This is a genomic window from Actinomadura rudentiformis (genome assembly GCF_008923185.1).
GTDB classification, from domain to species: Bacteria; Actinomycetota; Actinomycetes; order Streptosporangiales; family Streptosporangiaceae; genus Spirillospora; species Spirillospora rudentiformis.
The window spans coordinates 305,556-318,742 of the sequence record NZ_WBMT01000007.1; the positions used below are offsets into that span (position 1 = coordinate 305,556).

The 13,187-nt window shown below is 70.2% G+C and carries 10 protein-coding genes; 3 read left to right on the forward strand and 7 right to left on the reverse strand.

Translation table 11 applies throughout. The annotated features are described in order from the left end of the window. Nucleotides 1-131: 131 nt before the first annotated feature. The 7 genes from F8566_RS17065 to F8566_RS17095 all read right to left on the reverse strand — a co-directional run bounded on the left by F8566_RS17065 (nucleotide 132) and on the right by F8566_RS17095 (nucleotide 8,977). Entirely contained in the window at nucleotides 132-1,421 is a 1,290-nt protein-coding gene (locus tag F8566_RS17065) for a CU044_5270 family protein (protein ID WP_151561220.1), read from the reverse strand. Then, nucleotides 1,414-2,007 carry an RNA polymerase sigma factor gene (locus F8566_RS17070; protein ID WP_151561221.1) on the reverse strand — a complete coding sequence of 198 codons (594 nt, stop codon included), beginning with the start codon at nucleotides 2,005-2,007 and terminating at the stop codon, nucleotides 1,414-1,416. Before F8566_RS17070 ends, F8566_RS17065 begins: the two co-directional genes overlap by 8 nt. A 69-nt stretch (nucleotides 2,008-2,076) precedes the next feature. Then, the gene (locus tag F8566_RS17075; protein WP_151561222.1) at nucleotides 2,077-3,186 is read right to left on the reverse strand and encodes a hypothetical protein; all 1,110 of its coding nucleotides are present in this window, start codon (nucleotides 3,184-3,186) and stop codon (nucleotides 2,077-2,079) included. Beyond that, complete coding sequence (locus tag F8566_RS17080) at nucleotides 3,183-3,794, reverse strand: RNA polymerase sigma factor (RefSeq protein WP_151561223.1); 612 nt, start codon at nucleotides 3,792-3,794, stop codon at nucleotides 3,183-3,185. The genes F8566_RS17075 and F8566_RS17080 overlap by 4 nt, the downstream gene beginning before the upstream one ends. A gap of 84 nt (nucleotides 3,795-3,878) precedes the next feature. Continuing rightward, nucleotides 3,879-4,841 (reverse strand): CU044_5270 family protein, encoded by a 963-nt coding sequence (locus F8566_RS17085; RefSeq protein ID WP_151561224.1) that lies wholly within the window; start codon nucleotides 4,839-4,841, stop codon nucleotides 3,879-3,881. Next, on the reverse strand, nucleotides 4,838-5,446 hold the full coding sequence (locus F8566_RS17090; protein ID WP_151561225.1) for an RNA polymerase sigma factor: 609 nt from the start codon (nucleotides 5,444-5,446) through the stop codon (nucleotides 4,838-4,840). Before F8566_RS17090 ends, F8566_RS17085 begins: the two co-directional genes overlap by 4 nt. Before the next feature lie 174 nt (nucleotides 5,447-5,620). Then, the gene (locus tag F8566_RS17095; RefSeq protein ID WP_151561226.1) at nucleotides 5,621-8,977 is read right to left on the reverse strand and encodes a S8 family serine peptidase; all 3,357 of its coding nucleotides are present in this window, start codon (nucleotides 8,975-8,977) and stop codon (nucleotides 5,621-5,623) included. Nucleotides 8,978-9,332: 355 nt separating this feature from the next. Here F8566_RS17095 and dnaK point away from each other — a divergent pair, with 355 nt between their 5' ends. The 3 genes from dnaK to dnaJ all read left to right on the forward strand — a co-directional run bounded on the left by dnaK (nucleotide 9,333) and on the right by dnaJ (nucleotide 13,186). After that, a complete protein-coding gene (gene dnaK / locus F8566_RS17100) occupies nucleotides 9,333-11,198 on the forward strand; it encodes a molecular chaperone DnaK (RefSeq protein WP_151561227.1) in 1,866 nt (621 codons plus the stop codon). Continuing rightward, the gene (gene grpE / locus F8566_RS17105) at nucleotides 11,195-11,830 is read left to right on the forward strand and encodes a nucleotide exchange factor GrpE (RefSeq protein WP_151561228.1); all 636 of its coding nucleotides are present in this window, start codon (nucleotides 11,195-11,197) and stop codon (nucleotides 11,828-11,830) included. Before dnaK ends, grpE begins: the two co-directional genes overlap by 4 nt. Before the next feature lie 183 nt (nucleotides 11,831-12,013). Next, nucleotides 12,014-13,186, forward strand: a complete 1,173-nt coding sequence (dnaJ, locus tag F8566_RS17110; RefSeq protein ID WP_151561229.1) for a molecular chaperone DnaJ — start codon at nucleotides 12,014-12,016, stop codon at nucleotides 13,184-13,186. Nucleotide 13,187: the final 1 nt, after the last annotated feature.

Here is a 13,187-nt window from a genome sequence, read left to right on the forward strand (position 1 = left end):
TCCGGGGCCGTTGGCCTGGCGCCGTTGGCCTGGCGCCGTCAGCCCGGGCCGTCGGTCTGGCGCCGTCAGCCCGGGACCGTCGACCTGGGACCGTCGACCTGGGACCGTTGGGCTGGGTCAGAAGGGCTGGGTCAGAAGGGCTGGTCTCCCGGTGGCTTGGGCCGGGTGTCAGTCCACCCGTCGTCCCTGGTGATCCAGTAGTTGATCAGGAACCCGGGCCGTTGCGTGCGGTATTTGCCGCCGGGCTCGGTCAGCACCGTCTGCTCCGAGAGCAGCTCACCGGTCTGGAGATCGAAGATGAGCTCGTCGCGAGAGCCGAAGTCGCCCTTCTCCTCCTCGGGCTCGTTCGTGATCACCGGGTCGGGGAGGCCGGGGGACGGGCGCGGCGGCAGGTCTGCGGTGACCGCGACCCCACGCCGCCCGAGCGGATCGGTCGTCTCACCGACCACGCGCACGCCGGGCTGCTGGACCAGCGCCCGGAGCAACCCTGCCCGCACCTTCGGTGAGATCGGCACGTTCTGCAGGATGGCGGCCACCCGGCCGAGCTTCGCGGCCGGGGTCATCGGCTCAAGGTCCCTCTTCAGCTTTCTGAGCACTTCCGCTCTTTTGGGCCCCACCAGAAGATCGGCTTGGAGGAACAGGGCGGTCAGCTTGGCCGGATCCGCCGAGAGGGCGAGCACCTCCTCGGTGGTGAACCTCGTGCCGGCCCCTTGGAGGAAGAACGACCCGCCGCCGCGCGGATCCGGGTCGTCGATCTTCCACAGCGAGGCCTTCCGCATGTAGGTCTGGAAATGGTCGTTGGACCAGACCCGGAACTTCCCCGGTGACCCCGCGCGCCGCCAGGCCGCCTCGTCCGCCGGCGTCAGCGGCCTGGCAGGCAGCCGGCGCCCGTAGAACGCCGTGCCGTCACCGGCCCTGGCGCCCGACCACTGGAAGAACTCGTCGTGCGCGCCCACGATCGCATAAGGGCCGGTCGGCACACGGATGATGTACGACTGCCCGGTGATCTGGTCGCTGTACCAGTACCTTCCCCTGGTGTCGGGCAGCCGTTCCGACCGTTCCGCCACCGCGAGCAGAAGGTCCCGTGCGGCTTTCGGGCCCGGACCGGCCGCCGGGCGCCGGTCCGGCTCGGCAGGCGCGCCGCCCAGGAGCACGATGCCGGTGACCGCCGCCGCTGCCGCCGCGACCATGCCGACCCCCGCCTGCGCACGCCACCCGAACCGGCGGCGCCGACCCGGCACCGGTGCGGCCGCCGGGCCCACGGTGATCACCTGTACGTCGTCCGCGGCATCGCCTGCGGGTCCGGCGAAGTCGAGGCGGCCCGATCCACCGCCCAGAAGCGCGCGAGCCCGTGCGATCTCGTCCGGTGTGGGCGGCGCCGGCTGTCCGTACGCCTCGCGGACGATCCGCGTCTCATCCATGGTCGTCCTCCAGATCGAGCATCGGGTTGGTCCCGCCCAGCGCCTCGCGCACCTTCTTCCTGGCCCTGCTCAGCCGGGACCCGACCGTCCCGTACGGGATGTCCAGCGCCGCCGCGACCTCCTCGTGGCTGAGCTCGGCGAGCGCGACCAGCAGCAGCACGTCACGGTCACCCTGCGACAACCTGGCGATCGCGTCGGCCAGTGCGCCGCGCAGGCCCTCCGCGCTCACCTGATCGTCGACGCGCTCGGCATGCCCCTCGGCGCGGTCGGCCGCGGTGCCGAGCCGCGCCCGCGCACGGAGGCCGCGTACCTCGCTGCGCTGGTGTTTGCCGATGAGGTTGGTGGCGATCCCGTACAGCCACGTCCGGACGCCCGCCCGCGCCTCGTCGTAGCGGTGGCGCTTGTTGAACGCCTCCAGGAACGTCTGCGAGGCGACGTCATACGCCGCGTCCCGGCCGAGGCGCTTCGCCGCATACCCGTGGATTTCCCGGAAGTACGTGTCGAAGACCTCGCCGAACCCTTCGGGGTCGTGCAGGGACGCCGCCGCGCGTGGCGGCGCGGCGGCGAGGGATTTCCCTGTCGTCATCTGATGCCTTTCCGTGGCACGGGTGGCGGTCACAGCACGTATCACCCGATGCCCGGAATCACTTTCACATCAGTGGTGCGGGCTCTCGTTCGTCCAGCCCGCCTCCAGCACCGCGTGGCGCTCGACCACCGCGCCGGGCTGCACGCCGGGGAAGCGGCCTCCCTTGGTGACGACCACATACTGCTTGCCCAGCACCTGGTACGTCTTCGGATCGATGATGAGCTGAACATCGAAGACGCCGCCCGCGCCGCCGATGGTCGTGCCGCGCCCGACCAGCGCGACCCCGGTTCGGCCGCGCATGTCCCGCACGCCGTCGACCATCGTGATCCCCGGCTGCCCGGCCAGCAGCCGGAACACCGCCGCGCGCACCTTGGGCGAGGCAGCCTCCGTCAGCACGTCATAGCTGCCGAGCAGCCTGTTCGCCGGGTCGATCCGCAACGGCCGGTCGCCCAGCCGCGCCTGCTTCTGCTTTTCCGGGAAGAGCAGTCGCTCCAGTCCGCCGGGCGCGGACGCGAGCTTCTCGCGCTCCATCCACGGCTCGACATCGCACTTGCACAGCCGCTTGCGTTCGGCGCCGGTCGTCCGGAAGGTCTCCCATTCGCCCGGCCCAGAAATCGCCAGCGTGATCGTGCGCGGATCGTCGGCCGTCCTCACGCGGAACTTCCGCGGCGACCCCGCCTTGCGCCACGCCGCCTGGTCGGCGCCGGTCGCCGGGCCGATGCCCAGCGGGCGGTGGTACGCGACGTACGCGTCAGAGATGGAACGCGGAGCCCACTCGTCGCTCTCCGATTTACGGGCGACGACATAGCCGCCGGGCGCCGCGTACACGACCGGCTCAGCGACCGTTCGCGTCCGGTAATAGCGACCCACCTGCTCCCGTTCTGCTTTGGCTGCGGCAGCGAGCAGAATGTTGTTGCCGCCCACCTTGTTTTCCGTGGCCCCGGGCTGTTCTGGCCTAGGCGGCTCCGACCCGCCTCCACCCAACGTCGCCACGGCCAGCGTGACCGCCGCGGCGGCGGCCGTGAGCCCGGCGAGCCCGGCCTGCAACCGCCACGGCCGCCGCTCGCTCCGGCCATCCTCGGCCATGCGTCTGCGGGCGGCCGCCACGACCTGCGCGCTGGGCGCGGGCGGATCGTCGAACAGCGCCCGTACTTCGGTGAGCTCGTTCAGATCGGTCATCGGGTCCTCTCCTCGTCGCGCAGTGGATTGGTCCCGCCAAGTGCCTCGCGCAATTTCCTTCGAGCCCTGTTAAACCGCGAGCACACCGTGCCGAAGGGGACGCCCAGCGCCTGGGCGACCTCCTCGTACGACAACTCGGCCAGCACCACCAGCAGCAGTACGTCGCGCTGCTTGGCGGGCAGGCCCGCGACCGCATCGGCCAGCGGGCCCCTGACCTGTTGTTGTGCGCTCACCCGCGCGGCGACCCGGTCCTCGTGGCCGGTCGCGCCACCGTCGATCGGCAGGCGCGCGAGGGCACGGTACTTCCGCGTCTCGTCGCGCCGGTGCCGGCCGATCAGGTTGGTGGCGATGCCGTACAGCCAGGGCCGGGCGTCGCCGCGGGTCAGGTCGTAGGTCCGGCGTTTGCGGAACGCGGCGTGGAACGTCTCGGCGGCGATGTCGTCGGCGACATGCACGTCGAGGCGGCGCGCCACGTACCGGTGGATCTCCGTGAAGTAGGCGTCGAAGATCGCGCCGAACCGCTCGGGCTCATGCCAGGACCGTTCGATGACCGACGCGTCGTCCACTCCCTCGGGTGAGGGAATGGCGACATCGGGGGGAGCGGTCATGCGTGGCTCCTTCAAGATGAGGCCTCATCCATCGGCGTGGACAGATTTCACCTCTTCTCATCCGATGTCCGCTCCCCACTTCCATCAGGGGGCTTTAGGGATGCTGGGCCGCTCGTTCGTCCAGACGGCCTCCAGGAAGGTCGACCTGTGGAGCTTGCGGGCCTTCGGGAGGACGATGTACTCGGCAAGGAGCATCCCTGCGTTGGGGTCAACCAGGACCCGTCGGCCGCCCTTGTCGAACTGCAACTCCCTCCCCATCCGTCCCTCGCTGTCCCGGACATTGCCGCCGCTCTTGATGCCCGGTCGCGCCGCCAGAGCGCGGAATGCGGCGGCACGGGCCTTGGGCAGCGCGGGCACCTGGGCGAGCAACCCGAGGAGAAAATGGTCCACGAATGACTCACGGTCTCGTTCACCGGCCAGCGGGAAATGCTTCTTGGCAGCCCCTCGTGCCCAGGCGACGACGCCGCTGGGATCGCCGGGGATCCCACGGATCTCCTGGAGAGAGAAGGACTGATCCACGATCGAGAAGGGACGCGGCGACGGGCGCGAAGGCTTCCCCAAACCCGCATTGCCCTTGTACGGGCCCTCCAAGTGACGGCCGCCGCCTTGGTACCGGCCGTCCTTGCCGTACCAGTGGACGTTCAGCTGCCGCATCGTCCCGGTGCCCTTCGTCCAGCTCTCCTGGATGGTGGTCACACGCCAGTACGCACCGTCGGTCAACGGCTTTCGCTCAGCCGCGGCTGCGGCCGCCAGCAGGATCTGCTGCGTCGACATCGTGTCCAGCGCGAGCGCTTGCGGAGTCGAGGCCGAGCGCGTCGGGGTGGGCCCTGGGGTTTCACCGCCCGTCACTGTGACCGCGGTCGCCGCGACAGCCGCCGCCGTGGCCACAGCCGCTAGGGCGAGCGGAATCGTCCAGCGCACTCGCCGGGACGTCTGGCGGCGGCCGGAGATCTCATCGTTCAGGCAAGTGAGAGCGTGGGCGGAGACCTGGGGGGTCGGCGGCGGCGGTTCCTGGAGCAGGTCGCGGACCATCTTCATCTCGTTCATGCGGGCGACTCCTCGGTGGTGAGCGTGGGGTTGACCCCGCCCAGCGCCTCACGAAGTTTTCTCCGAGCCCGGTTCAGCCGCGAGGCCACCGTTCCGTTCTTGAGATCCAGCGCCTGCGCGACCTCGTCGTAACTGAGATCGGCGAGCGCCACCAGCAGCAGCACGTCCCGGTCGCCGGAGGGCAGCCGCGCCAGTGCCCTGGCGAGTTCCTTTCCGACTTCGCCGGCGCTCACCTGGGCGGCGACACGGTCCTCGTGACCGGGGGCGACATGCTCGGCCGGCGTCCTGGCGAGCGCCCGGAAGAAGCGCCGCTCTGACCGCCGGTGCACGGACACCAGGTTGGTGGCGATCCCGTAGAGCCACGGCCGGACGGCGCCCTTGGCGGGATCGAAGCGATCCCGCCTGCGGAACGCCGCGAGGAACGTCTCGGCGGCGAGGTCGTCGGCGGCATCGGTACCGAGCCGCCGCGCGACATATCGATGGATCTCGTCGAAGTACCGGTGGAAGATCTCGGCGAACACCTCGGGCTCATGCCACGACTTCTCGATCACAGCCGCGTCGCCGTCCGGGGCTCTGGCGGCATGCGAGGCGTGGCTCTCGTTCATGTGGGTCCTTCTGTGGGGGGCCGGTCGCCCTGTTCTCATCCGGAACCCTGGCCGTCCTTCACACTGGATCTCTTCCTACACCCGGACAGCACTCGGCCGCGGCTCCCGGGAGGTGTGGGAGGGAGCCGCGGCCGAGGTTTCCGGGTGGGTCAGCGATGGTGGGTCATCGGTGGGTCAGCGGACGTTGTAGGTCCTGATGATCTGCTGGTCGATGGTGCTGCCGCCCGCGTCACCGGCGGCGACGCGGAGCGAGACCGACTGGCCCTTGACCGGAGCCGGGAGCGGTGCCGAGAAACGGCCGCCGCCGAGTGCCTTGACGCCAACGGGCGTCCAGGTCTTGCCGTCGTCGATCGACGTCCAGAACTTCAGGCCGGTGATCTTGGCAGTGCCACTGCCCTTGACGCGTGCGACCGTGAAGACGGCGGGCTTGCCCACCGGCTGGTTGCGCAAGTCGAGGCCGAGGTCGTAGTCCACGGTCAGCAGCGGCAGCCGCTCGGTACCGGTCCCGGCCGGAGCCTTCGAACGGAATGTCCAGTCGGTCGAGGTCCGGGTGGAGACGGGCAGCGCGGCCGAGCTGTCATTCTCGTAGCGGAGCCGGTAGGTCGCGGGCGCCGTCGGGACCGTGAAGCGGGCACCCCGCGCCTCCACCTCGCGGATCTTGCTGTCACCCGCATAGAGGGTCATCTTCCGCTTGGTGGGATCCGGCTCCTGCGGGAGGTCGCAGTCGAATCCGTCGGGGCGGGTCTGCAGGTCGACCAGGACGACGGTCATGACGCCGCGCGACCGGACCGACGCGGGCGGCTCGCAGCCGCTCACCCTCACGGTGGTCGCGGAGTTGGGGCCCGGCCGCATCGGCTGACGGCCCCAGGTCTTGGTGACACGGCTGCCGGGCTTGAGCGGGGAGAACGGCTCCTGGTCGACCCAGCCGTCCAGGAGCCCAGGGGACGCTTCGTCGTTCCACAGGAGCCCACGTCCGGCGGACACGTAGTCGGTGCGAGTGGTGCCCGTGGGAACGTCGCCCTCGCCCTCCTGGAGCAGGACGCCCTCGGGCGTCATGCCATAGCGCTTCTGCCAGTCCGGCCTGGTCGTGCCTCCGTCGAGGGTGGCGAAACGCTGGTCGACACGGGCGAGCCGCGCCTGGACGGCGGGAGTGACGACGAACGTCGGGTCGGCGGGGATCCGGTCGCCCATCGGCTCCAGGAGGTCCCAAACGGTGCCCGGTGCCGTGAGCCGGAACGCGCTGTACGCCTTGAAGGTGCCCTTCGTGACCGCCTCCGTCGGCTGTGCGTACACCTTCTCCGCAGAGCTGAGCGAGTAGACGGAGTCACCCCACAGGCCCTGCCCGTTGCCACGGACGTAGTGCGCGGCGGCCATGGTGGTCTCGGTCGCCTTGCCGGGGACCGTGGCCTTGACCTCCTTGGATCCGGCACCGTCGAGGGTGACGGTGACGTCGCGGTCCACCATGACCTCGGGGTCGCCGACGAGCGCGGCCCTCTGCTTGCCGTCGGTGCTGTCGAAAACCGCGCCCATGACGCTGTAACGGCCGCTCGGCACCCGGAGCTTCGCGGTGCCGTCCGCGTCGGTCTCGGTGACGCTGACGTACTGCGCCACGTCTTCCACGTTGAGAACACCGGTGTAGGCGGAGAACGCGCCCTCCGGGGTGTCCGGCAACGCGGTCGCCTTGACGGTCAGAGTGTGGCTGGGCGGCTCGACGTAGAACGTGACGAGCGTGTGAGGTCCCCCCTTGGCGTCGACCTCCGCCGCGTACAGGCCCGGCTTGTCCTTGAGCTTGGCGACATCGATCTGCAGGGTCGCCGTGGCAGTGCCCTTGGCGGGGACGTCGACCTTGGTCTCCGACAGCGTCGCGGCGCCCTTGACGACACCGTCATTGCGGCGGACGAGCCGCACGGAGAGCGGCAGGCTCGCGGCTTCGCGTCCGGTCCAGCTGACCTTGGAGGTCAACGTTCCGGTCTGCGGGTACGCGGCGGTGCCCAGGTGGACCACGCCCGTCGACGACACCGCGGGTGCGGTGACGGCGGTCCCGGCGTCCAGGCGGCCGGTGCCGCGTTCGAACGCGTCGCCGCCCTTCGCCGGATCGGCCGCGCCGGTCAGCGCCGCCTTGATCTGCCCCGCCTTCCAGTCTGGATGCCGCTGGGCGACAAGGGCTGCGGCACCCGCGACGTGCGGCGTGGCCATGGAGGTGCCAGAGGCGGCGATGTAGCGCTCGTCGACCGGCTCGCCCATCGTCGTGCCCGCCGCGCGCGCGGCGACGATGTCCACGCCCGGTGCGACGATCTCGGGCTTGGCCGCGTACCGGCCTGGGCGCGGTCCCCGCGAGGAGAACTCCGCGAGGGCGTCCTCGCCGTCGACGGCGCCCACGGTCAGCGCCGAGCCGGCAGCGGCCGGAGTCGAGATGTCGGCCAAGCCGCCGGTGTTGCCGGCGGCCACCACGAACAACGAGCCGTGCTCGGCGGTCAGCTTGTCCACGGCCTGCGACACCGGATCGGTGCCGTCGGAGGGCTCGAAGCCGCCCAGGCTCATGTTGACGACCTTGGCGCGCGGGGCGGCCCACTCGGCCCCGGCGATGACGTCGGACAGTTCGCCCTCGCCCTCGTCGTTCAGGACCTTGCCGATCAGGAGGGACGCGTCCGGTGCGACGCCCGTGCGCTCGCCGCCCGCCGCCTTTCCGGTGCCCGCGACCGTGGCGGCGACGTGGGTGCCGTGCCCGTCGCGGTCCGCCACGTCCTCGGCCGTGCTGAAGTTCTTGGTCTCGGCGATGCGCCCGGCCAGGTCCGGGTGCGTGGCGTCGACTCCGGTGTCGAGCACGGCGACGGCGATCCCACGCCCGGTGAATCCCGCTTTCCAGGCGGCCGGCGCCCCGACCTGGGTGAGGTTCCGGTCCAGCTTGGCCGCGCGGATGGTCGGCGAGACGGCCCGCGAGACGGCCGGTGAGGACGAGGTTTTGACCTTCTGGTCCAGCCAGATGTGCCGGATGCCGCTCGACCGGCTTGTCAGGGCCGGGCCCAGCCGCACCCCCTGTCCCTTCGGCTGGCGCACGGCGACCGCCCCGATGCTGGACAGCTCGCGTTCCCGACGGGCACCGAGGGTGCGCACACCCGCGTTCCCCGCCACGATCAGCGGCAGCTCCTTGCTCCGCGCGTCGTCGTACCCCTGCCGGATCAACGTGGTCACGTCGAACAGGCGGGGGTCGAGCACCTTGCCCACCTGCGACGCGACGTCCACTGGCGTCACGACCACGTGCCCGTTCGGACGGTACGAGGTGTGGAACAGCTTGTTGGCCCGTCCCTTGCCCGGCTTCGCCGACACCGTGGGCAGGCGTCCCTTGACGGTGCTGACCTTCACCACGTCACCCGTCACCAGGGTGACCGTCCATGATTTGCCGGCGGGCAGCACGCCCTTCCCGGCCGCAGCGGTCACCGCGGCCTGCGCGGTCGCCATGGGCAGGACCGCCAGGCCACCGCCGGCCAGCGCCGCGCAGAGCGCCACCCGCCCCGCAGTTCGTCGTCTCACCAGACCTCCTCATGATGATCGTCCTGAGGTGATCACCCGAAGCGCCGATCCACTTTCCCGGGCGCCCGGCCTCCTTCCTGAGGGCGAGACGCCTGGGCCGGGGCTCCTCCGGGGTGAGGAAAACGGCCCTGAGAAGGCTGTGGGCGGGAACGGGAATGCCCGGCTCACTCGTCCTGTTAGAGAGAACAGCAGCAAAGTTGAGTCGGGTCGACTCAAGTCATTTGACAAGTCGATCCGTACCGGGCAACCTTGCGAACTGGAGACTCAGCCGGCCGCCCTCCGGGGGCGACGGCGGCCGGGTCACATACCGACGAAACACACCGACGAAGCAGCATCACGACGGAGGACGAGAGACATGGCACGTGCGGTCGGCATCGACCTCGGGACGACCAACTCGGTCGTCGCGATCCTTGAGGGTGGCGAGCCCACCGTCATCGCCAACGCGGAGGGGTCGCGGACCACGCCGTCCGTCGTCGCCTTCGCCAAGAACGGCGAGGTCCTGGTGGGCGAGGTGGCCAAGCGCCAGGCCGTGACCAACGTTGACCGCACCATCCGGTCGGTCAAGCGCGAGATGGGCATGGACTGGAAGACCACCATCGACGGCAAGGACTTCACGCCGCAGCAGATCAGCGCGTTCGTGCTGCAGAAGCTGAAGCGGGACGCCGAGGCCTACCTGGGTGAGACCGTCACCGACGCGGTCGTCACCGTCCCGGCCTACTTCTCCGACCACCAGCGCCAGGCCACCAAGGAGGCCGGCCAGATCGCGGGCCTCAACGTCCTGCGCATCATCAACGAGCCGACGTCCGCGGCGCTGGCCTACCACCTGGAGAAGGAGAACGAGGCCACGATCCTCGTCTTCGACCTCGGTGGCGGCACCTTCGACGTCTCCCTCCTCGAAGTGGGCGACGGCGTGGTCGAGGTCAAGGCGACCAGCGGCGACAACCACCTCGGTGGCGACGACTGGGACCAGAAGGTCGTCGACTGGCTGGTCGAGAAGTTCAAGAACGCCAACGGCGTCGACCTCTCCAAGGACAAGATGGCGCTCCAGCGGCTGCGCGAGGCCGCGGAGAAGGCCAAGATCGAGCTGTCCAGCTCGACCGAGACCCAGATCAACCTGCCCTACATCACGGCGTCGTCAGAGGGCCCGCTGCACCTGGACGAGAAGCTCACCCGCGCCGAGTTCCAGCGGCTCACCACCGACCTGCTCGATCGCACCAAGGCACCGTTCCACAACGTGCTCAAGGACGCCGGCATCACCGTCGACGGGATCGACCAGGTCGTCCTGGTCGGCGGTTCGACCCGCATGCCCGCCGTCTCCGAGCTCGTCAAGGAGCTGACCGGCGGCAAGGAGCCCAACAAGGGCGTCAACCCCGACGAGGTCGTGGCCATCGGCGCCAGCCTCCAGGCGGGCGTGCTCAAGGGCGAGGTCAAGGACGTCCTTCTGCTGGACGTGACCCCGCTGTCGCTGGGCATCGAGACCAAGGGCGGCATCTTCACCAAGATCATCGAGCGGAACACCACGATCCCGACCAAGCGGTCGGAGACGTTCACCACCGCCGATGACAACCAGCCGTCCGTGGAGATCCAGGTCTTCCAGGGCGAGCGCGAGATCGCCGCGTACAACAAGAAGCTCGGCACCTTCCAGCTCACCGGTCTGCCGCCGGCGCCGCGCGGCGTGCCGCAGATCGAGGTCACCTTCGACATCGACGCCAACGGCATCGTCAACGTCAGCGCGAAGGACCAGGGCACCGGCCGCGAGCAGTCGATGGTCATCACGGGTGGCTCGGCGCTGCCCAAGGACGACATCGAGAAGATGATGCGCGAGGCCGAGGAGTACGCCGAGGAGGACCGCAAGCGCAAGGAGGAGGCCGAGGTCCGCAACCAGGCCGACACCCTCGCCTACTCGACCGAGAAGTTCCTGCGGGAGAACGACGAGAAGGTCCCCGAGGAGCTCAAGAAGGAGGTCGGCGACGCGGTCGCCGAGGTCAAGAAGAACCTCGAGGGCACCGACGTCGACGCGATCCGTACCAGCGCCGAGAAGCTGGCCCAGGTGAGCCAGAAGATGGGCGCCGCGATGTACGCGCAGAACCCCGAGGGCGCCGCGGCCGCCGGTGACGCCGGCCCGACCGCGGGCGACCAGGGCGGCGCGCAGGCGCAGGACGACGAGGTCGTCGACGCCGAGATCGTGGACGACGACAAGCCGAAGGACGGTGCCGCGTGACCAACCCTCCCACCGAGGGCGAGGAGCGCGAAGGTCCGGTGATCCGCGACAAGCGGCGCATCGATCCCCAGACCGGCCAGGTCCGGGAGCCGGCGGAACGGCCGGCCCCCGGATCTCCGGGGGGTGGGAGCGCCGCGGCCTCAGCGGGCACCACGACCAGCGAGGAGACAGAGGCCCTCAAGACGCAACTCGACGAGCGCACCCTGGACCTCAAGCGGCTCAAGGCGGAATACGACAACTACCGCAAGCGGGTCGAGCGGGACCGGGTGGCCGTTCGCGAACAGGCCCTCGCCAACGTGCTCAACGAGCTCCTTCCGGTGCTCGACGACATCGGCCGGGCCCGTGACCACGACGAGCTCACCGGCGGCTTCAAGTCGGTGGGCGAGGCGCTGGAGGCGGTGACCGGCAAGCTCGGATTGGAACGCTTCGGCGAGAAGGGCGAGCCCTTCGACCCGGTGGTGCACGAGGCGCTCATGCACGCGTACTCGGCCGACGTGACCGAGACGAGCGTGGTGGACGTGCTCCAGCCCGGTTACCGCATCGGCGAGCGGGTACTGCGACCCGCCCGCGTCGCGGTGGCCGAGCCCGACCCTGACGCTGGCGACGCCGAGAGCGGCGGCGAAGGCGAGTGACCCCGGGTCCGGGTGGTCCCGTTCCTTCCTCCGGGGAACGGGACCACCCGGGCCAGGATCGAGCCGGACGCAGTAATCGAGCCAGACGCAGCAGACGGCTCGACGCGGTAAACGACGAAGACGCTGTAGACGAGAAGACGCTGTAGACGAAGACGCAGTGGCACTAGCAGAAAGCGGGGCGCCGTGAGCACCAAGGACTACCTGGAGAAGGACTACTACAAGGTCCTGGGTGTCTCGAAGTCCGCCTCGCAGGACGAGATCAAGAAGTCCTACCGCAAGCTGGCGCGCAAGTACCACCCGGACGCCAACAAGGGCGACGCCGAGTCCGAGGAGAAGTTCAAGGAGGTCTCCGAGGCCTACGACGTCCTCTCCGACGAGAAGCGCCGCAAGGAGTACGACTCCATGCGGGCCATGCCCGGTGGCTTCCGCGGCCAGCAGGGCGGGGGCTTCGGTTTCGACCTGGGCGACCTCTTCGGGCAGACCGGGACCTCCGGCGGCGCGAGCGGCGCCGGCGAGCGCATCGGGGACATCTTCGGCGGCCTGTTCAACCGCGGCGGCGGGGCCGGGAGCCGTACGGCCGGCACGCGGCGCGCACGGCGGGGTTCGGACGTCGAGACCGACGTGACGCTGTCGTTCGGCCGCTCGATGAACGGCGTGACCGTCCCGATCAAGCTGACCAGCGAGGCCGCCTGCCCGACCTGCCGCGGCACCGGCGCCAAGGCCGGGACCGTGCCGCGGGTGTGCCCCTCCTGTGAGGGCACCGGGCACGAGACGCGCAACCTGGGCAACTTCGGCTTCCAGGAGCCGTGCAGGGAGTGCCGCGGCCGCGGGCTCGTCGTCGACGACCCGTGCACCACGTGCCACGGCAGCGGCCGCGCGACCGGCACCCGGACGATCCAGGCCCGCATCCCGGCGGGCGTCGCCGACGGGCAGAAGATCCGCCTGAAGGGCAAGGGCGCACCCGGCGAGAACGGCGGCCCGGCCGGCGACCTCTACGTGAACATCAAGGTCCTGCCGCACAAGGCGTTCGGCCGCAGCGGCGACAACCTGACCCTGACGGTCCCGGTGACGTTCCCCGAGGCCGCGCTGGGCGCCGAGATCAAGGTGCCCACGTTCCAGGGCCAGCCGGTGACGTTGCGCCTGCCGGAGGGCACGCCCAACGGCCGCACGCTCCGCGTGAAGGGCCGCGGCGCCCCCCGCCGCGACGGCACCAAGGGTGACCTGCTCGTCACGATCGACGTGCAGGTGCCGCAGAAGCTCGACGACACGACCCGCGAGGCGCTGGAGCGGCTGCGCGCCGCCGGTGACGGCGACGATCTGCGCAGCGAGCTGCTCCAGCAGGCCCGAGAGGAGTGAT